The organism is Pedobacter sp. KBW06 (assembly GCF_003852525.1).
Taxonomy (GTDB): domain Bacteria; phylum Bacteroidota; class Bacteroidia; order Sphingobacteriales; family Sphingobacteriaceae; genus Pedobacter.
On the sequence record NZ_QAJL01000004.1, the window covers coordinates 719,839 to 744,494 of the forward strand.

The 24,656-nt window shown below is 42.4% G+C and carries 21 protein-coding genes; 11 read left to right on the top strand and 10 right to left on the bottom strand.

What is annotated here, in order from left to right:
- Positions 1-9 precede the first annotated feature (9 nt).
- The 3 genes from DBR43_RS25315 to gltX all read right to left on the bottom strand — a co-directional run bounded on the left by DBR43_RS25315 (position 10) and on the right by gltX (position 3,779).
- Positions 10-1,134, bottom strand: a complete 1,125-nt coding sequence (locus tag DBR43_RS25315; RefSeq protein ID WP_124586053.1) for a hybrid sensor histidine kinase/response regulator — start codon at positions 1,132-1,134, stop codon at positions 10-12.
- 224 nt (positions 1,135-1,358) lie between these two features.
- Positions 1,359-2,198, bottom strand: coding sequence for a neutral zinc metallopeptidase (locus tag DBR43_RS25320; RefSeq protein ID WP_124586055.1), 840 nt, complete (start codon positions 2,196-2,198; stop codon positions 1,359-1,361).
- A 72-nt stretch (positions 2,199-2,270) separates the two neighbouring features.
- On the bottom strand, positions 2,271-3,779 hold the full coding sequence (gltX, locus tag DBR43_RS25325; protein ID WP_124586313.1) for a glutamate--tRNA ligase: 1,509 nt from the start codon (positions 3,777-3,779) through the stop codon (positions 2,271-2,273).
- A gap of 90 nt (positions 3,780-3,869) precedes the next feature.
- Between gltX and DBR43_RS25330 the strand changes: the two genes are divergently transcribed.
- The 6 genes from DBR43_RS25330 to DBR43_RS25355 all read left to right on the top strand — a co-directional run bounded on the left by DBR43_RS25330 (position 3,870) and on the right by DBR43_RS25355 (position 7,700).
- On the top strand, positions 3,870-5,087 hold the full coding sequence (locus tag DBR43_RS25330; protein ID WP_124586057.1) for a sensor histidine kinase: 1,218 nt from the start codon (positions 3,870-3,872) through the stop codon (positions 5,085-5,087).
- Complete coding sequence (locus DBR43_RS25335) at positions 5,065-5,571, top strand: DinB family protein (protein ID WP_124586059.1); 507 nt, start codon at positions 5,065-5,067, stop codon at positions 5,569-5,571. The genes DBR43_RS25330 and DBR43_RS25335 overlap by 23 nt, the downstream gene beginning before the upstream one ends.
- A complete protein-coding gene (locus DBR43_RS25340) occupies positions 5,571-5,996 on the top strand; it encodes a hotdog fold thioesterase (protein WP_124586061.1) in 426 nt (141 codons plus the stop codon). The genes DBR43_RS25335 and DBR43_RS25340 overlap by 1 nt, the downstream gene beginning before the upstream one ends.
- 223 nt (positions 5,997-6,219) lie before the next feature.
- Positions 6,220-6,576: a DUF6249 domain-containing protein gene (locus tag DBR43_RS25345; RefSeq protein WP_233603210.1), complete on the top strand. Its 357-nt coding sequence runs from the start codon at positions 6,220-6,222 to the stop codon at positions 6,574-6,576.
- A gap of 60 nt (positions 6,577-6,636) precedes the next feature.
- Entirely contained in the window at positions 6,637-7,218 is a 582-nt protein-coding gene (locus tag DBR43_RS25350) for an RNA polymerase sigma factor (RefSeq protein ID WP_124586063.1), read from the top strand.
- Positions 7,215-7,700, top strand: a complete 486-nt coding sequence (locus tag DBR43_RS25355; RefSeq protein ID WP_124586065.1) for an anti-sigma factor family protein — start codon at positions 7,215-7,217, stop codon at positions 7,698-7,700. The genes DBR43_RS25350 and DBR43_RS25355 overlap by 4 nt, the downstream gene beginning before the upstream one ends.
- 67 nt (positions 7,701-7,767) lie before the next feature.
- Here DBR43_RS25355 and DBR43_RS25360 read toward each other — a convergent pair whose 3' ends face one another.
- The 3 genes from DBR43_RS25360 to DBR43_RS25370 form a co-directional block, all read right to left on the bottom strand.
- Positions 7,768-8,322, bottom strand: a complete 555-nt coding sequence (locus DBR43_RS25360; protein ID WP_124586067.1) for a DUF2911 domain-containing protein — start codon at positions 8,320-8,322, stop codon at positions 7,768-7,770.
- Positions 8,323-8,567: 245 nt separating this feature from the next.
- On the bottom strand, positions 8,568-8,750 hold the full coding sequence (locus DBR43_RS25365; RefSeq protein ID WP_124586069.1) for a hypothetical protein: 183 nt from the start codon (positions 8,748-8,750) through the stop codon (positions 8,568-8,570).
- Positions 8,751-8,805: 55 nt separating this feature from the next.
- Positions 8,806-11,307, bottom strand: coding sequence for a glycoside hydrolase family 9 protein (locus DBR43_RS25370; protein WP_124586071.1), 2,502 nt, complete (start codon positions 11,305-11,307; stop codon positions 8,806-8,808).
- Between the two features lie 132 nt (positions 11,308-11,439).
- Here DBR43_RS25370 and DBR43_RS25375 point away from each other — a divergent pair, with 132 nt between their 5' ends.
- The 5 genes from DBR43_RS25375 (at position 11,440) to DBR43_RS25395 (ending at position 18,819) form a co-directional block, all read left to right on the top strand.
- Positions 11,440-12,060 (top strand): TetR/AcrR family transcriptional regulator, encoded by a 621-nt coding sequence (locus DBR43_RS25375; protein ID WP_124586073.1) that lies wholly within the window; start codon positions 11,440-11,442, stop codon positions 12,058-12,060.
- Entirely contained in the window at positions 12,057-13,370 is a 1,314-nt protein-coding gene (locus tag DBR43_RS25380) for a TolC family protein (RefSeq protein WP_124586075.1), read from the top strand. Before DBR43_RS25375 ends, DBR43_RS25380 begins: the two co-directional genes overlap by 4 nt.
- Positions 13,371-13,392: 22 nt before the next feature.
- Positions 13,393-14,436 carry an HlyD family secretion protein gene (locus DBR43_RS25385; protein WP_124586077.1) on the top strand — a complete coding sequence of 348 codons (1,044 nt, stop codon included), beginning with the start codon at positions 13,393-13,395 and terminating at the stop codon, positions 14,434-14,436.
- Positions 14,437-14,440: 4 nt separating this feature from the next.
- A complete protein-coding gene (locus DBR43_RS25390) occupies positions 14,441-15,988 on the top strand; it encodes a DHA2 family efflux MFS transporter permease subunit (protein ID WP_124586079.1) in 1,548 nt (515 codons plus the stop codon).
- A gap of 242 nt (positions 15,989-16,230) precedes the next feature.
- On the top strand, positions 16,231-18,819 hold the full coding sequence (locus DBR43_RS25395) for a phosphoenolpyruvate carboxylase (RefSeq protein WP_124586081.1): 2,589 nt from the start codon (positions 16,231-16,233) through the stop codon (positions 18,817-18,819).
- A 382-nt stretch (positions 18,820-19,201) separates the two neighbouring features.
- Here DBR43_RS25395 and DBR43_RS25400 read toward each other — a convergent pair whose 3' ends face one another.
- From DBR43_RS25400 to DBR43_RS25415, 4 genes are all read right to left on the bottom strand, one after another.
- Positions 19,202-19,786, bottom strand: coding sequence for a carboxymuconolactone decarboxylase family protein (locus tag DBR43_RS25400; protein ID WP_124586083.1), 585 nt, complete (start codon positions 19,784-19,786; stop codon positions 19,202-19,204).
- 78 nt (positions 19,787-19,864) lie between these two features.
- Positions 19,865-20,410: a peroxiredoxin gene (locus DBR43_RS25405; protein ID WP_069378343.1), complete on the bottom strand. Its 546-nt coding sequence runs from the start codon at positions 20,408-20,410 to the stop codon at positions 19,865-19,867.
- Positions 20,411-20,549: 139 nt separating this feature from the next.
- The gene (locus tag DBR43_RS25410) at positions 20,550-22,916 is read right to left on the bottom strand and encodes a S9 family peptidase (protein WP_124586085.1); all 2,367 of its coding nucleotides are present in this window, start codon (positions 22,914-22,916) and stop codon (positions 20,550-20,552) included.
- Positions 22,917-24,656, bottom strand: coding sequence for a M14 family metallopeptidase (locus DBR43_RS25415; protein ID WP_124586087.1), 1,740 nt, complete (start codon positions 24,654-24,656; stop codon positions 22,917-22,919). It lies immediately after the preceding gene.

Below are 24,656 nucleotides of genomic sequence, written 5' to 3' on the forward strand. Positions count from 1 at the left end.
TTTGTAGTTTTAATCCGAGTCGGATGTGGACTGTAATGGAATACTAAAATAAAATTCTGATCCTTCTCCGGGAATGCTATGCACCCCTACTTCACCATTGTGTCTTCTGATGATTTCGGCGGAGATATAGAGTCCGATTCCCAATCCCTGGAAGTGGATGGCCGTCTCTTCTACCCTATAGAATTTTTCAAATACATTCTTTTGCTGGTCGGCATTGATCCCAATTCCAAAATCTTTGACACCAACATAGACCTGCTCTCCGCGTTCTTCCACCTTGATATGGATCTCGCTGGTTCCCGGAGAATATTTAATTGCATTGGTTAAGAAATTAATGATCACCTGCTCTATCCGCATCTCATCACCACAAATCTCCCTTTTGGCAGTTCCGGTTTTGATGATCTTAAATTCGGGGTTAGACTGATGGATGATTTCTGTAACGCCATCCAGCAAAGTATCCATCATAAATGGCTGTTTATTGAATTTCAGCTTGCCACTTTCAATCTTTGAGATATCCAGCAGATCTGTAATGAGCTCATTGAGCTTTTCCAGTTGGACCTGGGCTTTCAGCAAGTGCTTTTTTAAAGTGGGCACATCGCCTTTCTCAATGCTTCTTTCGAGCAATTGTACGTATCCTTTAACGCTGGTTAAGGGGGTTTTCAGTTCATGACTGGCGATGCTGATGAATTCATCCTTTTTTCGCTCGGCCTGTTTCCTAAACTCAATCTCATCCAGTAATGCTTTCTGAATCTCGATCAGTTTCCGGCTTTGCTCATAAATGCGGTAAAAGGTTTTCACCTTTAAAAGCAGGATGTCCATATCAACGGGTTTCGTGATATAATCGAGCCCGCCGGAGGAATACCCCTTTGTGATAAATTTATTCTCCGTATTGGCCGCGGAAAGAAAGATGATGGCTGTTTCCCTTGCTTTGCTGTAGCCGGAGATGGCTTCAGCTACTTCAAATCCGTCCATACCCGGCATCTGTACGTCCAGAATGATCAGTACATATTCATTTTTAAGAACTTTTTTTAAGGCCTCTTCTCCTGATGATGCGGTATCTACTTCAAAATTATTTTTCTCCAGAACCTTTTTTAATGAGATCAGGTTCTCGGGAGTATCATCTACAATTAGTATCATTATTAAAAATAAATAAGGCTGCTGAATCTCTCAGTTGCCAATGCATAATTGTGCAATAGTTTACTGCTAAAGTTATACAAGTTTGAAGAATAAAAGATGTTTAGACTTCTTTTATATCAAAAAATTTGCAAATAGTCTGCAGCTTGTCTTCAAATTAAACGCACAGGAAGGTATTATATGATGGACATCCCCTCCTCATGGCTGTTTTATTTGAAAACAGGAAATTAAAGCTGGCTTGAATTAAAAGTATCCCCTTGTTTGATGTCTCCGGTCTCAAAGCCTTTCTTAAACCAAAACACTCTTTGAGCAGAAGTTCCATGCGTAAATGCGTCAGGAACGACCTCACCCTGAGCCTGTTTTTGCAGTTTATCATCACCGATGGCATTTGCAGCAGTGAGTGCTTCATCGATATCACCTTCCTCCAGTCTGAAGTCCTTTAAATTTTGAGCGTGATTTGCCCAAAGTCCGGCAAAGAAATCTGCCTGCAGCTCCAGTTTAACAGATAAACGGTTGTATTCTTTTTCGCTGAGCTGAGCTCTCATGCGCTGCATTTTTTCCGAAATCCCCAGCAGGTTCTGAACATGGTGTCCAACCTCATGTGCAATGACATAGGCCTGGGCGAAATCTCCGGCAGCGCCAAAGCGGTTTTGTAAATCCTGATAGAAGCTTAAGTCGATATATACTTTATGATCCCCGGGGCAATAAAAAGGGCCTACTGCAGCACTAGCATTTCCACATGCAGAGGATACACTATTTGTAAAAAGCCTCATGATCGGCTTCTCGTAGGTCTTGCCCATTTCCGCAAACTGTTGTTCCCAAACCAGATTGGTGGATTCCAACACCCCATTTACGAACTTCCCTTCTTTATCTGTAGGGTCGCCTTTTTTTATTTCCGTCTGGCCAACATCACCTAAAGGCAACTGACTCACCAAACCCGTTAAGTCCTGCCCGAAGAAAAGACCAACGATTACAACAAGGATCCCGATTCCACCTCCTATTACACCACCACTGGGCTTCCCTCTCCCATCTTCAATATTTCCACTTCCTTTACCGAACCACTGCATATAAATTTCGTTTAAATTGGTTTACAAAAATCTGGGACAATTGTTATACCAATTTAAACGAAAAACACCGGATTATTCAAAAGCGCTTAAAGCATTCTTTATTCTTTGGATCGTTTCTGCCGCCCCAAGTGCTACCGCAATGTCAAAGACACCTGGTCCGAATTTACCTCCCACCAACATAATTCTAAAAGGAAGCATGAGCTCTCCGGGTTTAAAATTGTGCGTTGCAGCCAGTTCCTTGAACTTTTCTTCCAGGACTGTTGCCGGTAGTTCATCTGAAATCAAGCTGGTATAGGCGTTAAAAAATTCTGCTTTTTCGGCCGTCCATTTTGGTTTTACAGCCGGCAAATCATATTCCTGAGGTGCAATAAAAAAATAGGCACTCTGCGGAATAAAGTCTGTTAACAGGTGACAACGATCTTTAATCAGGTCAATGATTTTTTCCAGATAGGCATCTTCAGTAATCTCTGTTCCCTGTACAGCAAAAGCATCTTTTACAATCGGCAACAGGGTTTTGGCATCTGCATTTTTGATCCACTCATGGTTGTACCATTTGGCCTTTTCAAAATCAAACTTCGCTCCGGCTTTGCTGATCCGTTCTACAGAGAACTTTTCTACCAGATCGGCCATCGAGAAAATCTCCTGATCCGTTCCATCATTCCAACCCAGCATGGCCAGTAAATTCACAAAAGCTTCCGGCATAAAGCCCAGCTCTTTAAATCCTTTGGTCAGATCGCCGGATTTGGGATCAGTCCAGTTTTGCGCGTATACAGGGAAACCAAGGCGGTCTCCGTCACGTTTGCTTAGTTTTCCATTTCCGTCTGGTTTCAGGATTAAAGGTAAATGCACCCATTGAGGCATGACATCTTCCCAGCCCAGGTACCTCCAAAGTAAAATATGTATAGGTGCAGATGGCAACCATTCCTCACCTCTGAAGATGTGACTGATTTCCATTGCTTTATCATCGGCAACAACAGCGAGGTGGTAAGTAGGCATTCCATCCGCCTTTAATAAAACTTTATCGTCGACCAGGTTCGTATCAAAACTAACATGACCTCTGATCAGGTCCGTAAAAGAAACCGTTTCGTTTGCAGGCATTTTTATGCGCACAACATGAGGTGTATTTTCTGCCAACAGCGCATTCACTTCTGCCTCCGTCAAAGTCAGTGAGTTTCTCATTTCTCCGCGCGTAGCCAATCCATAAGTGAAATTAGGAATTTCCTTACGTTTAACATCCAGCTCTTCCGGGGTATCGAAAGCATAATAAGCATAACCATCAGCAATCAGCTGGTCTGCATATTGTTTGTAAGTGGCTTTACGCTCGCTCTGGCGATATGGTTCAAAGGGGCCTCCTGTCTGCGGACTTTCATCCGGCGACATGCCACACCATTTCAGACAAGAAACAATATATTCTTCTGCTCCTTCTACAAAGCGCGTCTGATCGGTATCTTCTACCCTAAGGATAAAGGTTCCATTGTGTTTCTTAGCAAACAAATAATTAAACAAAGCGGTACGTACACCACCCAAATGCAACCCGCCTGTTGGGCTGGGGGCAAATCTTACTCTTACTTTCTTTTCCATAATTACTATCTGCAAAGATATATTTTTTACCGCGTTACCTTTCTATTCATCAATTTTTGAATGCTATTTTGTAATTTGGCCAGATAACCTATGAATCCATACGAAAAAAAACGCCGCTGGAAATTCTTCTTATTGTTCTTTGCCATCGTGATTGGCACGGCATCTGTTTTATATAGCGACTTTTTCGTAAAAAAAATGGAACGTGAAGAACGGATGCAATTCCAGTTATATGTAAAGGTAACGGAGAAAACGATGGCCATGTACGATGATGAGAATACGACAGACCTCATCGACCTGATCCGAACCAATACTAAACTCCCGATAATGATTATTGGTGCCGAAGGAAATATTCTGACCTATCAGGGGCTGGATTCTACGAAAACCAATTATGGCCTTCAAAAAAAGGATGGCCTAACTTATGATCCCGCTTATTTTGTCAGAGAGCTGAAAATCATGAAGGAGCAACATCCTCCTACGCCAATTATCGGTCTTGACGGCAGCAGGTGGTATATTTATTATAAAGATTCGCCAACTTTAACTCAGCTTCGCTATTTCCCCTATATACAATTAGGCGTGATCGGGCTGTTCTTACTCACTGCTTATGTGGCTTTCAGCTCGGCAAGAAAGGCCGAACAGGACCAGGTATGGGTGGGAATGGCCAAAGAAACAGCGCACCAGCTGGGGACTCCGATTTCTTCCCTTATGGCCTGGGTAGAATTAATGAAATCGCGCTTCAATGCAGAAGATGACCCTCTGATTGCCGAGATGGAGAACGATATCAAACGCCTGGAGGTGATCACAGACCGCTTTTCTAAAATTGGCTCCAAACCTGTGGTGGAGGATCATGTGGTGTATACTGTCATTTATAATTTTGTAGAATATTTTAAACTGCGGACCTCTGATAAGATTATTTTTACCATAACCGGAGATGAGCAGGTACGGGCCTTGCTCAACGTTCCTCTTTTCGACTGGGTGATCGAAAACCTCTTGAAAAATGCAGCAAATGCCATTGAGAATGAAGGGTCAATTGTCATCAATATCATAGAAAACCTCACCAAAGAGGAGGTTTTTATCGATGTGACCGACACGGGAAGAGGTATTGCCAGATCAAAGTTCGATGCCGTATTCCAGCCCGGATACACCACAAGGAAGCGTGGCTGGGGATTAGGGCTCTCACTCACTAAAAGGATTATCGAAAATTACCATAACGGACAGATTTTTGTCAAAGATTCCGAACTGGAAAAAGGGACAACTTTCCGAATCATCTTAAAAAGCAGCATTACTTATGAACCGACCTCAAACACATGAGTATCCCGCATGGGCGGAAACTTACATTAGTAAAATTTCAGGAGATGACATTCTGAGCATACTGGAAAAACAGGCCACAGAATTTCCTGATTTCCTTAATGACCTGATCGAAAAAGCAGATTATGCTTATGCGCCGGGTAAATGGACGGTCAAAGAAATGGCGGGACATATCATCGATACCGAACGGATTCTGGTTTACCGTTTAACTTGTTTTGCCCGGAGTGAACAACATGCCCTACCTGGTTTTGAGGAAGATGACTATGTTGCAAATGCACATTTTTCTGACCGCAGCCTATTGAGTTTCTCAGAGGAGTTTTCGTTGCTCAGAAAGTCGAACCTTTATCTTTTTAAGTCCCTGAATGAACATGAACTGGACCGCAGCGGAACCGCTTCAGAGCGTCAGATTTCTGTACGGGCCTTGTTATTTGTGATTGCAGGCCACCTGATGCACCATACCCTGGTTCTTAAAGAAAGGTATCTATAATGTGGTTTTCAGCATTTACCCCGGCACAATTAAACGACCGGCCAAAAAACCATCTTGGTGGTTTACTGGACATTCAGTTTACAGAAGTTGGCGATGATTTTCTAACGGCTACCATGCCTGTAGATGAACGGACGCATCAACCGGCAGGAATTCTTCACGGAGGAGCCTCTGTAGTCCTCGCAGAAACGCTGGGCAGCATCGCATCCTATATGTGTATCGATCCGGAAAAACACATGGCTGTAGGGCTGGAGATTAATGCCAACCATTTGAGGCCAGTCAAAAGCGGCCTGGTTACCGGAATTTGTAAGCCCCTGCATATCGGGGCAAAGACCCATGTTTGGGAAATTAAAATCTATAATGACAAGGGAAAGATGAATTGCATTAGCCGTTTAACGGTTGCTATCATCCCAAAACCTCAGATATAAGGCCGGAAATTCTCCGGCTTTTTCTTTTTTACAGCAATTTTCTTTTTATCCATTACTTTTATATTTTGGCCATAATGGCCGCTAACAGCCTGATTATCCTTATTTTTAAGGTCAGTTCTGTTTTTTTTCAGGAAGGCTGTAACCTGATTGGTTTTCATGTGGTCATAGCTTACAGAACATCAGTTCAAATAAACAGATCATTAACAATTAAATTGAAAATAAGATGGGACCAGAAGTAATCGTACCGGTAACAATGTTTGTATGTACTACGGCATTAGTGTTCGGCCTCAGGTACATGTCCAACAAAGAAAAGATGGCGATGATTGAGCGTGGTTTAGAACCAAGTGCTGCCAGGGTAAGTGCACCAAAACCTTTCATCAGTTTAAAATTCGGACTATTACTTGTGGGCCTGGGATTAGGCTTGCTGATTGCACTCTTCACGGTAAGGGCAACGGGCCTGGATGATGAAGAAGGAGTAGCTGTTTATTTTGGCTTCCTGAGCATTTGCGGAGGGTTAGGGCTGATTCTTTCCTATGTAGTGGAGAAAAACTGGTTGGATAAACAAAAAGACCTCAACTAATTACTTTTCTCTTACAAGCTACTAACCTCTCTAAAAAAGACGCGCGTCTTAAAAAACTATATGCAGCACAAGCAATCGGATATCGATTTAATTACTGAAGTCCTGTCAGGCAATACCTCGGTGTACTCCGAACTGGTAAAGCGTCATCAGCGCTTTGTATTTACATTGGCTATGCGTTTCTCCAAGAACAGAGAAGATGCAGAAGAGATTGCACAGGATTGTTTCATTAAAGCTTACCGCGCTCTGGGAACCTATAAACAAACTGCCAAATTTTCTACCTGGCTGTATACCATTACCTATACGACCTCCATGAGCTTTTTACGTAAAAAAAGGGTGGATGTTCAATCTATTGATGAGGCAGACAGCATCATTCAGCTGGAAAATCACATTTCTGATTTCAACGCAGATACCGTTGAAAAAAAGTCAGGATATGTCTATCTAAATCAGGCAATAGCCTTATTATCTGCCGATGACGCCAGCATCATTACCCTATTTTACCAGGGAGAACAAAGCCTGGAAGAGATCGGTAAAGCCCTGAATATGGAGAGTAATACGGTGAAGGTGAAATTACACCGGGCCAGGATCAGGTTAAAGGAGAAATTACAATATTTGTTAAAAGACGAAGTAAAGGAGTTATTATGATGACGATGGAAGAAGAAATCTGGGATTATATAGACGGAAACAGCAGCCCCGAACAGGCCCTGTCCGTACAGGCTAAAATAGCCGGTGATCCCGCTTATGGTTCCTTGTACGAGGAGCTTCTTGCAATTAACGCTCAGATGAATGAATTGGAACTCGAAGAGCCCTCTATGTCTTTCACCAGAAATGTGATGGAACAGGTAAAGCTGGAAATTGCACCCGTATCCATGAAAACAAAGGTAGATACCCGGATCATTTATAGCATTGCCGCATTTTTTATCTGCTTCATACTGGCCATATTAGGCTACATACTGAGCAATAGTACTTTCGATTTTACGAATGTGAAATTTGACATGGGCTTCCAGATGGAGCATATTGACTTCGGAAAATATGTAACGCCTACCTCTATAAAAATATTTCTCTTTGTAGACCTTTTACTGGCACTGGCTTTCATTGACAGCTACCTAAGGCGCAGAAGAGCATAAGCTGAAAACGCTTTAAATGAAAGAGGCCCGGTAAAATACCGGGCCTCTTTTATATTTTAATTTGTTTCTATTTGACAGTTACAGGAAGTTCAACGATTGTTTTATCCCATGCAATCACCAGATTGGCACCTTCAGGCTGAGGAGTAAAAGTCATAGATAATGTTTCTACCGGTTGCGGTAAGGCCTTGACCGGAACCTCCACCCTGACTACGTCTTTAGCTTCATTATAGGTATAGGCGCCCCAACGATCGGTTTGTTTATTAACGATGATGACCCATTTGTCTTTTTCCGGAATGGCATATAAGCTGTAAGTTCCTGCCTTGATCTTCTTGCCTCCGATCACTACATTTTTGAAGAACCTGATTTCAGTACATTCATTAGCTCCCAGGCGCCAAACCTTTCCATATTGCTCCAGTACGCCAAAAATTTCACGTCCTTTTCTGCTGGGTCTGGAATAAACGACCTTAATCGAAGGACTCGAATCGTCTTTCACTTTAGCCGCATTTAAGGGATAGTAAACGATGTCGGCCGGGCTTGGGTCTAGTGCAGGAAGTTTCACATCCTGTGCCTGAGCAAAGGTAGAAAACAATGCAAAAGCAGCTATAAGGCTTGTTTTTTTCATTGGAATATATTTTTTGTGTTCTTTATTGATTTTTAAAGGTTCTCAAGAACTCCTGAACTCTGTTCAATGGTAATGAAGCGATCATGATCTTAATGTTCGTTACGTGATCTGTAAGATCATGATGGTTTCATAAGAATATAATTATCTTTTAGTGGTAATGAAGCCTTCAAAAGCGATTCGCTGCTGTTTTTAAGCAGGACACTTATGATGGTTTCACTGAAAAAGATTTTTACGATAACCGGGAACTAATACTCACGACCTTTAACGATCGCATTTAAGAAAATAGCACCGAAAATAAATCCGATAATACCTCCTAAAACAGACCATAGAAAGCCACCTGATATTATTGCTGCAGTCAAAATGCCGAAAACCAGGCCTAAAACGTAATAAACCCAATCAAAACTGTTGTTATCTTCTTGTGTAGTCATCTTTTTAATACTTAGGCCTCAAAGATATTGATTTATTTCAAAATAGGAAGTACCTCTACCTTAACAAATCAGGAACAGTCACGAGCTGGTACCCTTTTGCCTTTAGATATCGGATCAGCTCCTCCAGACGGGGGTAAAATTTATCCTTTCTTTTCTCATCGGTCCCAACATGTGTTAATAAGATAAAACCATTTAAGGATGACTTCTGCTCAAAATCAAGGATAGACCGATAAATCTCTTCGCTTCCGAGATAGCGCGATCCCATTTCCGGCCAGGTATAATCGGCGTTGCTTCGCGTTCCCGGACTATAATTGATCAATGTCAGTCCCATTTCCTTTGTCCAGTTGCTTATGATCTCATTGTGCCATTCATATGGTGGCAGAAAGAATTTCGCCTTTGCTTTAGAGATACCGAATTTATCCATCGCGGCATAATTGGCCTTCAGGTCCGCTTCAAATGTTGCCTGATCGATCAGTAAATGGTTTCGATCCTTCCAGTCGCAATACAATAAATGTTTATCGGAATGAGGTCCAAGGTAGTGCTGTTGTTGCCTTAAGGTTTTTATCGCATCGCTAAACCTGGGGTTGTTATAAAAAGTTCCGGTAAAAAAGAACGACCCTTTTACCTTGTTTTTTTTCAGAACAGCGGTGATTTTTTCCAGGCCATCTGCAAAATCATGTCCTGTAAATGCCAGGGACAATTGTTTTTTTGAACGATCTCCTCTGATGATGGCCCCCTGATCTCTTTCAAATTGCGGATGAGGAGACAATGTCCGCTGATCGTAGGCTGCCAGCAGATAAACCAGTGAAGCCGTGCCATCCATTGTTGGTTCATTTGTACTGTAATCACCAAAATCATCATGATAGACGACCAGGTCTGACTGGAATCCTGCGTACTCATCTGGTTGTGACAGCTTAATTCCGATCAGGTTTTTATAAATACTTCCATAGACAGGCCCGTCAACCAATCCTCCATCAAGAGGGTAACCCTTCAGATGGCTGAGGGCAGAATGCGGATCTGTCGGCGTATCGCCACCACTTGGCAGGCCATACACCATGGAGGTACCCCATGGGTTGCAACCAAACAACCAGTCAAAATTTGCCTGGGCAAGTTCCTCATAAGTTTCATCTCCGCTGAGGTTAAAATATAAATAACTCTGTATAGCGAAGGCAGCGGTCAGGTTATTGGAGCACCAGATAAAGGGAATTCCTCTATAAAAAGCATTATTTTTAGCTTTATTCCAGACGCGTTCCAATCCTTCTTTATAATATCCGGTCAATAGCTGTTTTTGTTTCCCGTTCCCTTTTATCGTTTCGTAATGTCCAAAATTATGAAAGGGATACCATTGATAATGTCTCGCGGTATCTGCGCCCATCCAGGGTGTCACTTTTTCTTTTCCGGCATATTCCATTGCCTGTTTACGGTATTTCTGCTGTGCGGTTTGTTCATAAAGTGTGGCTGCCGCAAGCTCCATATCATCGGTCCAATTGTCTTCTTCATAAAAATAGGGTGCCCTGTTTGGCGCAGTCTGCTGTATACCTGGCTTTTTTAAACCTAAAAGGTAGGCAGACCCGGATTTATTGAGGAGCAGATTCGCATATCGCGGATCTTTCTGACGAAAGAGCTGGCTTCCCAGCGCAAAAGCGCTGCTGAATTTCCCTGCAACAGAGGCCAGTCCGTTCGATCTGTTTTTAAATTTACCCAGTCCCTGGGGTTCTCCTGTGGCAAAATAGACTGGTCTTTCGCGTCCTTTTCCATAAGACACGAGATCTTCATTGGGCAAACGGAGCCCCTGATGGTCCCTGTCGTCTGCAATCTGGTGAAACAACCAGTCTTTTTTAGGGTGCATTTTGAGTAACCAGTCCAAACCCCATTTTGCCTCATCCAATACATCCGCTTGTCCATTTTTTCCTTCCAACCCGTTTGCCTGATGCTGGTCTTCGAAAACGGCCGGAAAATCACGGTAAGCTGCCAGCAGGTGATAGGTTGCATTCGCGGAAGTGCTGGCGTATTGTAAATAGTCTGAAGCATCATGCCAGCCCCCACTTACCTCTATATGGGTACTGTCTGGCATAGGTCCATACATTGTATAGCCATCGTTGGTATGACAACTGTCTTTCAGGTATGGGTTAAAACCACTTCTTTGCTGACGCAGGTATCGCAAAGCAAAATCAGCCGTATGGCGATAAACCTCTTCGTTGATGATAACTTCCGGAGAATACACATCGTCTGTGCGGATGAGGTAACGGCCGGTCTTTTTAAATTCACTAAAATCCAGGCGACAGGAATTCTTAAACGGTCCGTATTCCCCAAAGCATTTCAGCTTTTTGGAAGTAAAAACAACTTCCTTACTGTTCTTGTCTATAATTTGAAAACTTTCAGGAAGTTTTGCTGTTTTACTAATCCATACAGCTACCTTTTTCGATTCTTGCTGATACCCTATAAGATTTATTCTGATCCATGTTTCTTTTTCCTGCAATCGCTCATTTTTATAAGATGAGAGCAGAATAAGTGCAATAAAACAGCTAAAACACCATAATAACACCTGATTTTTCATGGAGATTGTTCTTAGGTTAATTGATTTAAAAATACATAATCTGTCAGCATTTGGTAAATAATTAAGGAATATCTCAGAAAACAAGCACAATTAATCAATCGATTGATTAATTTTGTCGCGTCAAATTCAAGAATGGAAAAAATAGATAAAAAGGCAAACATTCTGGAGGCGGCTGAAAGGCTGTTTACGGAATTGGGTTATGAGGGGACTTCTACCCGTCAGATTGCAAAGGAATCAGGGGCAAACATGTCAATGATCAACTATTACTTTGGATCGAAAGAAGGTGTCTTTATGGAAATCATGTCGCAAAGAATCATTGATTTCACCAACCAACTCACCAGCATCAGTCAGGATAAGCTCTCAGGAATGGAGAAATTATTGAAAGTGATTGAGGGTTATGCCAAACGAATCCTATGCAACCATGGCCTTCATAAAATGATGCACCGGGAACTTTCGCTCTCTCAGCGTCCTGAAATGTTTTTAAAAGTCAAAAATACAATGGCCAATAACCTTGTGGTTATTGAACAAATCATCAATGATGGTATTGATGATGGCAGTTTCAGACAAGTAGATGTACGAATGTTGATTGCCACCCTGATGGGAACGATCAGCCATGTGGCCATTTCTCCGTCAAAGATCACTTATGGAACCGGCTTAGACATTAACAATCCGGAAGACAGAGATCTCATTACGATCCGCCTGATTGCCCATTTGAACGACCTTCTCACTATGTATTTAACACCCCAAAAATGATAAGTAGAATTAAATTAAGTGCCATAGCATTGCTCCTGCCGGGGATGTTATACGCTCAAAGCACAAAAAACCTGAGCTTAGCCGAAGCCATACAGCTTGGCGTTGAGAACAGTAAGAACCTGAAGCGTTCGCAAAATAAGATCGACGAATCTGTTGCCAAGCTCAATATGGCCAAAGATAATGCGCTCCCAACGGCAGAAGCTTCATTTCTTTACAACCATGCTGAAATTCCAACCAACCAGCTAAGTATTGGCGGAGCAAATCCAATACATCTTCCAAACCGTGCAGACGCGTTTATAGGAACCCTGGGCGTTAAAGAATTGATCTATGGTGGCGGAAAATTAAGGTACGCAGAAGAGTCTACCCGACTGCTTACTGAAGTTGCACGCTTAGATGCAGATAAGGATAAGGAAGAGATCAGCTACGCGGTGATCAATACTTATTATTCCCTGTTTAAGGTTCTTCAAAGCAAAAAAGTGGTTGCGCAAAACCTGGAGTCAATTGCCAGTCAGCTGAAACAGGCAGAACGGTTTTTCAGCCAGGGCATCGTGACCAAAAACGATGTACTGAGGTTCCAGCTACAGCAGGCCAACGTGTCTTTAACGGAAATGGAGATTGAAAACAACAGAAAGATCCTCAATTATAACCTGGATATTCTCCTGGGAATAAATGAAGATACAGAGGTTGTTCCCGCTGATCCCAGTGACAACGTTAAAACCGTAGGTACGCTGAGCAGCTACATGGACATTGCCTTCGCTAATCGTCAGGAGATGAAACAGTTTGACATCCGAAATAAAGTGGCAGATGTGAACATTAAATCGGTAAAAGCGAATACTTTACCTACTGTAGGTGTGGGTGCCGACTTGTATTACATTAACCCAAGTGGAAAATTCATTCCACCGAGCAATCAGTTTATCGTCCCTATGACAATCTCGGCCAATGTTTCCTGGAACATCGGAACACTTTGGACCAATAAGCATAAGATTACTGATGCCCGGATTCAACAAAAGGATGTTGAATTTCAAAAAGATATCTTTTCCGATCAGGTAAAGACAGAGATCAATAGAAATTATCAAAACTATCAGCTGGCCATCAATAAGATTAAGGTACTCGAAACTTCCATTGCACAGGCAACGGAGAACGACAAATTACTGGCTTCCAAATACAAAAATAATGTGGCTTCGGCGATCGACAGAATCGATGCAGAGACCCTGTTATACCAGGCAAAGATCAATCTTGAACTCGCAAAGGCGGATGCCGGACTTGCCTATTATACCCTATTAAAATCTACAGGAAAAATTTCCCAATAAAAAAACCTTAATACAAACTCCAATGACAACTGAAAAGAAAAAAAAGAATATAGTAATCCCCATCATATTAGCGGTATTAATCGTAATCGGGGCGGTATTTGGCATTAAAGAATACATCTATTACAGCAAACACGTAGACACTGATGATGCGCAGATTGACGGAGACATCAGCCCTGTCGTAGCTCGTGTTGGCGGATATGTTAAGGACATCAATTTTGAAGAAAACACACTTGTAAATGCGGGAGATGTGTTGGTTAAGCTGGACGACAGCGATTATAAAGTAAAGCTGGAACAAGCGCAGGCCGGACAGCTGGGTGCAAGTGCAGGTGTTGGGGTTTCACAATCACAAATTGCAGCTACTGCAGCAAATACCAGTACTGCGAAAGCCAATATTGAAGCAGCAAGGGTAAAACTGTCATTGGCGCAAAAGGATTATGTACGTTATGCCAATCTTGTAAAAGACGGATCGATTACGCAACAGCAATTCGATCAGGCAAAAGCGCAAAAAGAATCTGCTGAAGCTGCTTTCGCTGCTGCAAACGATCAGTATACTGCAGCGGTAAAACAAGTTGGAACAACTCAATCTCAATTGGCGGTAAGCCACAACGGGGTTACCCAACGCCAGTCGGACGTAGATTTTGCCAAATTGCAATTGTCTTATACAGACATTAAAGCGCCTTCAACAGGAATTGTTTCTAAAAAGAATGTTCAAAAAGGGCAGCTTGTTCAGGCAGGTCAGTCGTTATTTTCTATCGTTAACGAAAACAGCATTTATGTAACTGCTAATTTTAAGGAAACTCAATTAGAAGACATCAATCCGGGATTAAAGGTTAAAATAGAGATCGATGCCTATCCAAAAGCAGATGTTCAGGGTGAAGTCTACAATTTCGCTCCGATAACCGGGGCAAAAGGATCTCTTCTTCCTCCCGACAATGCTACAGGTAACTTCGTGAAAGTAGTTCAGCGTGTTCCTGTAAAAATTAAGATCACCAATGCACCAAAAGACATCCTGGCGAAGCTACGTCCGGGAATGAGTGTTAAGGTTTCCGTTTCTACAAAAGATTAACAAAATGGCCGAGAAAGGTTTAAAAAAATGGGTTATCACGTTTACGGTGATCACAGCCTCCTTATTGGAGCTGATTGATACCACCATTGTAAACGTTGCTATACCCCAGATACAAGGTAACTTAGGCGCAACCCTGGAGGATGTGGCCTGGTTATCTACCGGATACGCGGTTGCCAACGTAATTGTGCTGCCCATGTCGGGCTGGCTGGGCAGTCGCTTCGGAAGAAAAAATTATTTCCTTTTTTCCATCATTCTCTTTACGATCGCTTCATTTCTCTGCGGAAATGCAACGAATCTGGAAGAGCTGATCGCCTTCAGAATCCTGCAAGGGCTTGCCGGAGGTGGATTAATTTCTACTGCGCAGGCGATCCTGATCGAAACCTGGCCACGTGAGGATGTGGGGATTGCCACGGCTTTATTTGGGTTAGGTGCCGTAGTTGGTCCTACTGTTGGTCCAACGATCGGGGGTTATCTTCTGGAAATCAGTTCCTGGCCATGGATCTTCTACGTAAATATTCCGATTGGGATTCTCGCGGCCTACTGTACCTACGCCTTTGTCAGGGAAACGCCAAAAGATGGAAAAGGAATGCCTGTAGACTGGTGGGGTATTATTTTGCTGGCGATAGCAGTGGGTAGTTTACAAACTGTACTGGAAAAAGGAGAAAGCGAAGATTGGTTTGCCACACCTTACATTACAGCACTTGCCATTGCTTCTGTGCTGGGGGTATTGCTCTTCATCTGGAGAGAACTGAGTACAGACCATCCTATTGTGAATTTTAAGATTATGCGCCACCGAAGTTTTTCTGTCGGGATGTTCACTTCCTTCATTTTAGGTTTCGGTTTATATGGCTCGGTATTCGTATTCCCGGTTTTCTGTCAGAATTTATTGGGTTTTTCTGCCCTTCAAACGGGAGAATTGCTCTTTCCAGGAGGTTTGTGTACGATTGTGATGATGCCTTTTATCGGGATTATGCTGAAGAAAAACGTACCGGCACAGTTTATGGCCACCATCGGGATGTTCCTTTTCTTCGTTTTCTGTTCTATGCTGAGTAAGTCGACCTTACAATCAGGAACCGGAGATTTCTTCCTGCCATTGGTGATCAGAGGAATTGGGATGGCCTTGTTATTTGTACCATTGACTACCCTGGCGATCCAGGACCTTAAAGGTGCAGAAATCGGACAAGGTTCTGGTCTGAATAACATGATGAGACAATTGGGTGGTTCTTTCGGTATTGCGGCTTTAACAACCCTTATCCACGTTCGTCAGGGCTTTCACCGCAGCAATTTGCTGGTCAATGTGAACGAATATAATCCGGCATTTACGGATAGGTTTAATGGCTTTATCCATAACTTCATGGCGAAGGGGTATAATTACCTGGATGCTAAAATTCTGGCCACCAAAGCCATCGAAGGGACGGTAACGAAACAAAGTTTATTACTCACCTACAGCGATGCGTACTGGGTAGCAGGATTGGTCCTGTTGTGTTCGATTCCCTTGCTATACTTACAGAAATTCAAGAAAAACGTCGCCATTCCGGCAGACGTCCATTAATCAAAACGGGCGTTAAGATTAATCTTAACGCCCGTTTTACCCAAAAAAATAACAATTAATTTTACTTCATTTATGGCCCCTGGGGCCTTAAAATCCGCACATACTTTTAAAAGGATTTGTTTAACCTCTATGAATCTAAGTTACAGATTTCTGCGAAAAATATCAAATTAATTAATTGAGTCTTTTCGCAGTTTTTTGGATCATTTTTGGTACTTTAAGCTCGAAAAAATGATCTAAAAAAAATGATGCAGAAACAACGCGCAAAAGGTCAGAGAGAATCTGTTTTTAACAATGAAGTTGTATCCAGATTTGAACTTTATAACAGCCTTTTCCTTACCCTTCCCTTCTACAAAGTAAAAGATACCGGAACCCTACTTCCACTCTTCATTAAATATTGTGAAGACGGTGTCAAGAACCACGAAACGCCAGCAGGAATCATCAATGCATTTTTTGAAAAGTACACTCAAAATAATTCTAAAAAAGACATTATAGACTTACTTTTCCGCTTCATTCAATACATAGAACGTCAGGTTGTATTGTTTGATGCTGTTGAAGATGCCTCCTTCAATAAACTGAATGCAGATGAAGAACACAGTGCTTTACTGGTTTATCTGAAGAAGGGGATCGACAACAAAGCCCTGAACGAAAAAATAGAAAAGCTGATTGACGAGTTTTCTTTACGGCTGGTCTTAACGGCCCACCCTACCCAGTTTTACCCGGGAAGTGTACTGTCGATCATTACCGACCTGACCTCAGCGATAAAAACCAACGATATCTCCACCATCAATCAATTGCTGCAGCAGCTGGGAAAAACGCCTTTTTTCAATAAAAAATCGCCGACCCCGGTAGATGAAGCATTGAGTCTGGCCTGGTACCTTGAAAATGTGTTTTATTTTGCCGCAGCAAACATTCAATCAGAAATCGATCAAAGTCTGAACGACTATAACCTGGAATCCAAAAAGATCATAGAACTGGGCTTCTGGCCGGGCGGAGATCGTGATGGAAATCCAAATGTACATGCCGACTCCACGATTCAGGTGTCTAAAATGCTTCGTCAGATTCTCTTCAGGTGCTATTACAGGGATTTTAGAAACCTGAAACGCCGCATTACTTTCAGAGGAGTAGAAGACAATATTTCGCTTGTTCATGATGTCCTGTACAAAAATGCGTTTGATCCAAATATTGAAACCGAGAACATTGCAGATTTCCTGATTGAAAATCTGAATAAAATAAAAACAACCCTGGTAGAAGATCACGATGGCTTATTTTCGGATCTTGTTTCAGACCTTATCCGTAAAGTAGAGCTTTATGGCAGCCATTTTGCGTCTCTGGACATCAGACAAGACAGCAGGGTATTAAGGGATGTTCATACTTTCTGCAGGAACAACAAGCCAATCAATGCTTTATATCCTGAAAATTATGATACCCTAAGTGAAGAACAGAAGATCAAAGCACTGGTCTTTAAAAGCGCAAAGATAAATTATACGGAACAACCAGGTTCTTTAATACAGGATACCCTGGAAACCATTGCCGAGCTCAAACAAATCCAGCAAAGCAACGGGGAGATGGCCTGCCACAGGTTCATCATCAGCAATTGTCAGCAGGCAAGTGATATCCTTCAACTGATGGAGCTTTTTCTATGGAACGGCTGGACAGAAGATGACCTCACGGTAGATTTCGTGCCTCTTTTTGAAACGGTACATGACCTTGCCGATGCGGCAGAAATCATGGAGACCTTATACAGTCATCCTTTTTATAAAAAGCACCTGGCTTATAGAGGCGGCAAACAGCACATCATGCTTGGCTTCTCCGACAGTACCAAGGATGGTGGCTATTTAATGGCCAACTGGTCAATCTTTAACGCTAAAGTAGCCCTTACCGCTACCGCAGATAAACACAACATTCAACTGGCCTTTTTTGATGGCAGAGGAGGCCCTCCATCAAGAGGAGGAGGTAAAACTCACCGCTTCTATGCTTCCATGGGTAAAGAAATTGCCAATAAGAACATTCAGCTGACCATTCAGGGGCAAACCATCAGTTCTCAGTATGGTTCCATTGACAGTGCAGAATTCAATATGGAGCAATTGATCAATGCCGGGATCTCTGCAGGAATGAAAGAAAAACACAACATTTTACTGGATCCGCTGCATAAAAACTTACTGGACGAAATGGCGACCAACAGCTACGAGTCTTATGTGTCTTTACGTAAACATCCATTATTCCTGAGCTATCTGGAGAAATTCTCTCCTTTAACGCTGCTTTCAAAAATTACCATCAGCAGCAGGCCGGTAAAAAGAAATTCCGGAGGGTCCCTGAAACTGGAAGACCTGAGGGCAATCAGCTTTGTAACGGCATGGAGCCAGTTAAAACAAAACATTCCCGGCTTCTATGGTATAGGAACGGCATTGAAGAATCAGGAAAACGAAGGAAACTGGGATAAAGTGGTTAAGACTTACCAGGAATCAGGATACTTCAAAACCATTATCGACAACTGTATGATGTCTATGAGCAAGGCTGATTTCTCTATTACGGCCCATTTTGCGAATGACAAAGAATATGGTGCTTTCTGGAAAATGCTCTATGACGAATTTGAGCTATCTAAGACGCTCTTATTAAAGTTGTCCGGACATGAGACCTTAATGGAAAATTACCCCGTTGAGAAGCGCTCTATTTCGGTTAGAGAGAAGATCGTCCTTCCATTGGTCTTGATCCAGCATTATGCATTGGAACAACTTCAAAGTGAAGTTACGGAAGAAGAACAGCAATCTCTGGAAAAACTATCCATCAGAACGGTGTATGGCATCGTAAATGCGGGTAGGAATCTCGCTTAAACTTATAAAAAATGGAACTACTCTTTTCATCCCCGAATCTTTGCTGAAGGGCAAATATTCGAATGTCTTCAAAGGGTAGTTCTTTTTTTATAAAAATCCTGCTCCATCGGTTGGGGGGCTAGGTAAAGGTAGGGCGTCGTTTACCGGAAGTTTAATTAAGCTGACCACGGTATCAAGCTGATTTGCTTTTTTGAAACGATCACTATCCAGCCAAATCTTCTGGATAGGCATCCTGCAGGGAACTTCATTTCATAAAAAAAGAAGCGCTCTATGAAAAGGCCTAGAAAATTTACGCTCCTTCAGCGCAAAAGGTTTCAGCCTTTGAATAGGAATGCTTCTTTTTTAAGTAAGACCTACGTTATTCAGATCTTAAAGCGGAATATTAGTAAATTACCTTACCTGCAGAAGTAACAATAGAGGCGATACGCACCGCATCAAATACTCTTTCTTCTGTTGCACCTAAAGCAAGGATAGATTTCTCGTGTGCATTTACACACATTTCGCATCCGTTAACCGCCGAAACAGCGATGCTCATCAACTCAAAGAACTCTTTCCCTGTTACAGGGCTGCTCATGATTTGCATGCGCACACGGGCAGGAATTTGCGTGTATTTCTCTTTTCCTGTAAAATGACGGAAACGGTAAAACACATTGTTTAAGGCCAGTAATGACGCACAACCTACTGCTTCAGCAATTTCTTCCGCAGTTGCTTCTTTCGTTACAGCCAGTTTCTCGAAGAAATCAGTAAGGACTTTATTATTGTTATTTACAGCGATGCTTAAAGCGATCAGGGCACATTCTTTATCTGTCAGGTGTCCTGAGGTAAAAGTGCTGCTGAAATTTAGTTTTAAATCGCGTACATATCTTGAATTTCCCTTTTCTAAAAGGATCAGGCTTTCATTTCTATAATCAGCATCAAGGCCTACTACTGCCAGTAATTCCTGGATGGTTTCTGTCACTTCACTCATGATATTCAAATTTTTAGGGTAAAAGAAATCCCTGCAAAAATGCATTTTACAGGGATTCTCATTATTTGGAACAGTAAATTATACAGTTAAAGTTTCCTGACCTTTTTCCCAGTTACAAGGACAAAGCTCGTCAGTTTGCAAAGCATCAAGCACTCTGATTACTTCTTTAACGTTACGACCAACGCTTAAATCATTTACACTAGCCCAACGAACGATACCTTGAGGATCGATGATGAAAGTAGCACGGTAAGCGATTTTTTCATTTGGTTCTAAAATGTCTAGAGCTTCAGCTAAAGATTTAGAAGTATCTGCTAACATTGGGAATTTCAAACCACGTAAATCATCATGGTTGTTTCTCCAGGCAGCGTGAACAAACTCAGAATCCGTAGATGCACCGATCAAGGTAGTATCACGGTCACGGAATTCGCCATAGTTGTTGTTAAATTCAGCGATTTCTGTAGGGCAAACGAAAGTAAAATCTTTTGGCCACCAGAACATACAAGTCCATTGGTTGTTGTCGTTGATTAAAGAATCTGAAGTTAAAGTTTCGAATTCTTTACCTTTTTCTATGCTTACTACAGCTGTTTTCGAGAATGATGGAAATTGTTGACCTATATTTATCATAATGTTTTTTTTTCGTTGCACAAAGGTAAGGCTATATCCCCTCAAATGCAACCAAATTTAAGAGATAACAGATACTTAATACTGATAGACATATAGACAAAAACTATACTTCAATCTTTGATATTTAGTTTCTCTCTATTTACTTTTTCAAGGTCGTTTCAAATAGTTTAAAGATCCTTTTATACTCATCTGTCCAGCTGGACGGCTCAACAAAACCATGATCTTCAACCGGATAAACTGCCAGCTCCCAGTTGTTTTTTCCCAATTCTATCAGTCTTTGGGAAAGTCTTACGATATCCTGGAAGTGCACATTTACATCCACCATGCCGTGACACATCAGCAAATTGCCCTTTAAACCATCTGCAAAATAGATCGGCGAACTGCGTTTATAAGCCAGTTCATCGTTGTAAGGTTCATTTAAAATATTAGAAGTATAACCATGATTGTAATGCGCCCAGTCTGTAACCGACCTCAGCGCCCCACCACTTGCAAAAACTTCCGGTTCGGTGAATAAGGCCATCAAGGTAATGAAACCGCCGTAGGAGCCGCCATATAGCCCCACATGCTTAGGATCTACATTGTATTTCTCTACCAACATTTTTACGCCGTCTACCTGATCTGTCAGGTCCTTTCCTCCCATATGCCTGTAAATCCCTGTACGGTGATCTCTGCCATATCCTGAACTTGCCGTGTAATCGATATCAATGACCGTATAGCCATTGTCTGCCAGCAAATTATTAAACATGTATTCCCTGGAATACTGACTCCACCAGTAGTGCACATTTTGTAAATATCCGGCACCATGGACAAATACCACCGCAGGGCGATTCGGATGTGGCTTTGCTGCCGGATAGACTCTGGCATAGACATCAGCGCCATAGCGGTTTTTGAAAGAAACCAGATCCGGTTCTCTCCATTGATATGAATTGAATTCCTTAGAAGAAGAATTTGTCACCTGCACCGCTTTTGCTCCCGGCTTATTGGGTTGCAGATACAGCTCCCAGGGCTTATTCATATACGAGTAGTTAATCGCCAGCCATTTTTCATCTGGTGAAAGCGTCACATCGTTCCCCCCCTTCATACCTGTGAGTTGAATCAGATTCCCTCCGTTTACATCCAGTTTGTAAAAATGGGTAATCCCCGGATGTGTTTTATTCCCACTGATATAAAATGTCTTCTTGTCTTTGGAAAGCTGTAGTTTTTGGACCTCCCATTTGCCGGAAGTCAGTTGTTTCTTTTCTCCTGTTGTGATATTGGCCAGGTAAAGGTGGCTATATCCGCTGGCTTCACTTTGAAAATAAAAACGGTTTTGATCTACCCATCCGATATTTCTCGGTCCTATCCCAGGTCCGCCAATCCAGGCTTCATCTCTCTGCCGGTCGATGATACTCAGGTTTCCTGTTGCCGCATCCAGTTTGAGAATCCAGAGGTCCTTATTGTCCAGGGCATCAGCAACCAGGATTGCTGCGCTTCCTGATTCGTTCCAGAAAGGCCCGCTTAGGTTTACCTGCCGGTCTTCATTCTTTTTCTTACGTTCTTCCAGTTGCTTAGGATAATCCTTTACGTAGTCCGGAAGGTCTTTTATTCCAGGAATTTGTTCCGTATGCACGCTATACACCGTATCTCTTTGCTGATCGTAAATAAAGCTCTCGTAGGTCGGCATTGGTTCTCCAACTTTAGTCCGCCCCGCTATATCCTCCGTATATCCGGAAGAAGTGACATAGTTGGGAACAATGGTATTCGTGCCGCCCGAAGGGGGAGTAATCAATTTATAACTGATATACCTTGCATCAGGGCTGATCACTATTCCCGTCAAGAACTTTTCTCCAAGATATAGCGCCCTTAAAGGTTTCTCTTTTGGGGAGTCATTCGTCTTATCAAAGATTCCTTTCGCCGGGTTGCTTTCTTTATTTCTCTTTTTTATGATGTCAAACAGATTTGCCTGATCTTCTTTTAGCCAGGTATCCTGAGGCAAAGCTTTCTTTTTATCTCCGGCAGCTCCTGGTTTTCCTTTTACAAAATTGGTCACCTGGCGAATTTCATTACTGCTCAGGTCTAGTAGAAAGAGATTTTCGCCACGCTGAAAGAACACATTTCCATTTTTTAGGAACCCGGCATTGCTTTCTCTTTCCAGCGTACGCGTCAGGCGCTGTTCTTTCTTCGTTTTTAAGTTGTAGAGGTAAATATCCCCTCCTTTTTCGGCAATTCCCATGCTCCCATTGTCAGCATACGTATAATTCATCCCAATCGCGGACTCTTTTAGTTTTTCGCTGGCCTTCTCTATTTTCCCTGAAGAGACATTTACCTGATATCCTTCATTTTTCTCCTTATTTTCAGGATTCCAGTCAAAAAAGACCGTTTTACTATCGGCAGACCAACGGAAATTGGAGGGCGCTACCCCAAGCCACTTCTGATCACGCATGATCTTTTCAACAGTAAGGGGGGCAATTTGCTGTGCCTGTGCAGCAGTGCCTAAAAGCAGGAATAATGCAATTGATTTTTTCATTTAGTTTGTTTTTGAGGCCAGGCCTCCTTTTTTACTGGACACGTTTACCGTAAATTTTGTTCCTCCTTTTACAATCCAGCGAACCGTGACATAGCCATTTCCGGGAATGTTATCGACTTTCACATTTGCCACATCTCTTTTCTGCTCGGTACTGATATTCAGGTCTCTGTTAGTAACGATCATACTCGCAACCACAGTTCCTCCGGTTAAAGATACAACATCCGGAACTTCAATATTATTCTTAATATCCTGACTGGAATGTGTGGGAATCATTCGTTCATTGGCTACAACCGCGGTAACCTGAGAAAGGCCCCCTCCAAGCTCCTTCACTTCCAGTTCGGTGACTTTTAATTTTGGCGTATGGTAAGCATGATACACGCTGAAAGCCATATTTCTATGGGCATCACTTTCCAGTAAAAAGCCCGGATGTAACCGTGTATAGGTCTTTTTGAACCCACCAATTTCGATATCTCCATATTGAGGATGCCTGAAAGGATGCCAGTCTACAAAAGCATCCTTCATCAGCAAGTCTTTATCAAAGGTATATTGCTGTGCCTGAGCCTTATCGGCATCCCCTTCTGTTTTATTATAAAGCGAGTAATTTGTCCAGAGTTCATTAGAGAAAGTATAGATCCCACGACCGCCATAGAACCAGTCCAGTTCTCCTCCAAATACAGAATACATATCCTTATACACAACCAGATAGCGGTATCCCGGCAATAATTCCTCTCCTTTCTTTCCAAGCGCGTCGTATACCCTGGCATCAAGCGCATTGTAAGTATCCACATCCTCTATCGCTCCCGGTCCTCTCAGGATCATTCCTCCGTTATTGTGATAAGACTGTGCGGCAGCGATATTCGGGTGTTTCATTGCAAATTCTGCCACAGCACGGTTTTCAGGGATGGAAAAAGGGTATTTATAAGCTCCCGACTGCACATAATTTGGCTGCCAGTTCCAACCCCAGTCGCGATTTGGATCGTAAAAGCCCTCTCCGTCCTCATTCACGAGTCCATCTCCATCATTATCTATTCCTTCCTGCCCCAGCAATTCGTATTCCCCCTGTTCGTCGGCCCCAACCAGAATCATCCTCCTGGGATCTGTAACATCAGCTCTAAACCGGCCGTTTACATTTTTTCTGCGCATCATCACAATGTGACCATCTCCATCAAGGTCATCAAATCCATCCTCATTTACTGAACCATCACGATCGTTATCAATCGGTAACAATCCCGATCTTGGAGAATGTGCCGTATTTGCTTTATGAATAAAGTTGTCCCTTGCATCCGGATTGATGGTCGGTGCGATGTAGAATGTTTTTTCTGCCAGTAAAGCCTTTACAGCGGGGTTTCCCTGCTGGAACATTTCTGCCAGATACCAGGCCGTATAAAGGGCAAATTCTGCCCCCTGAATCTCATTGGAATGGATATTCCCATCAATATACATTGCAGGTTTTTGATCCGCATTTCCTGATTTATGGTCCGTAATCGTCATCACCCAAAGGTCTTTCCCTTCAAAGGATTTCCCCATTGATTCCAGCTTTACCAGGTCAGGATGCGCTTGTGCCAATTTTTTACAGAGCTCCGTTAAAGCAGTATAATCGTAGTACCTGTTCCAGCTAATCGGAACTTTAGGGTTAGAGGGGCTACCCACCGCAGCAATAATATTTTCTGGTTTTTGAGCTTTTACTAAAGTACTGCAAACCATTCCTGCGGCCATCAGCATTATATATTTCATCTTCAT

Coding starts and splice junctions, on each gene's coding strand:
- DBR43_RS25410 (WP_124586085.1), bottom strand. CDS start 22,916: ATGAAAAAATCAATTGCATTATTCCTGCTTTTAGGCACTGCTGCACAG.
- DBR43_RS25395 (WP_124586081.1), top strand. CDS start 16,231: ATGATGCAGAAACAACGCGCAAAAGGTCAGAGAGAATCTGTTTTTAAC.
- gltX (WP_124586313.1), bottom strand. CDS start 3,779: ATGGAAAAGAAAGTAAGAGTAAGATTTGCCCCCAGCCCAACAGGCGGG.
- DBR43_RS25345 (WP_233603210.1), top strand. CDS start 6,220: ATGGGACCAGAAGTAATCGTACCGGTAACAATGTTTGTATGTACTACG.
- DBR43_RS25355 (WP_124586065.1), top strand. CDS start 7,215: ATGATGACGATGGAAGAAGAAATCTGGGATTATATAGACGGAAACAGC.
- DBR43_RS25335 (WP_124586059.1), top strand. CDS start 5,065: ATGAACCGACCTCAAACACATGAGTATCCCGCATGGGCGGAAACTTAC.
- DBR43_RS25315 (WP_124586053.1), bottom strand. CDS start 1,134: ATGATACTAATTGTAGATGATACTCCCGAGAACCTGATCTCATTAAAA.
- DBR43_RS25405 (WP_069378343.1), bottom strand. CDS start 20,410: ATGATAAATATAGGTCAACAATTTCCATCATTCTCGAAAACAGCTGTA.
- DBR43_RS25375 (WP_124586073.1), top strand. CDS start 11,440: ATGGAAAAAATAGATAAAAAGGCAAACATTCTGGAGGCGGCTGAAAGG.
- DBR43_RS25350 (WP_124586063.1), top strand. CDS start 6,637: ATGCAGCACAAGCAATCGGATATCGATTTAATTACTGAAGTCCTGTCA.
- DBR43_RS25365 (WP_124586069.1), bottom strand. CDS start 8,750: ATGACTACACAAGAAGATAACAACAGTTTTGATTGGGTTTATTACGTT.
- DBR43_RS25330 (WP_124586057.1), top strand. CDS start 3,870: ATGAATCCATACGAAAAAAAACGCCGCTGGAAATTCTTCTTATTGTTC.
- DBR43_RS25370 (WP_124586071.1), bottom strand. CDS start 11,307: ATGAAAAATCAGGTGTTATTATGGTGTTTTAGCTGTTTTATTGCACTT.
- DBR43_RS25400 (WP_124586083.1), bottom strand. CDS start 19,786: ATGAGTGAAGTGACAGAAACCATCCAGGAATTACTGGCAGTAGTAGGC.
- DBR43_RS25320 (WP_124586055.1), bottom strand. CDS start 2,198: ATGCAGTGGTTCGGTAAAGGAAGTGGAAATATTGAAGATGGGAGAGGG.
- DBR43_RS25340 (WP_124586061.1), top strand. CDS start 5,571: ATGTGGTTTTCAGCATTTACCCCGGCACAATTAAACGACCGGCCAAAA.
- DBR43_RS25380 (WP_124586075.1), top strand. CDS start 12,057: ATGATAAGTAGAATTAAATTAAGTGCCATAGCATTGCTCCTGCCGGGG.
- DBR43_RS25385 (WP_124586077.1), top strand. CDS start 13,393: ATGACAACTGAAAAGAAAAAAAAGAATATAGTAATCCCCATCATATTA.
- DBR43_RS25415 (WP_124586087.1), bottom strand. CDS start 24,656: ATGAAGATGAAATATATAATGCTGATGGCCGCAGGAATGGTTTGCAGT.
- DBR43_RS25360 (WP_124586067.1), bottom strand. CDS start 8,322: ATGAAAAAAACAAGCCTTATAGCTGCTTTTGCATTGTTTTCTACCTTT.
- DBR43_RS25390 (WP_124586079.1), top strand. CDS start 14,441: ATGGCCGAGAAAGGTTTAAAAAAATGGGTTATCACGTTTACGGTGATC.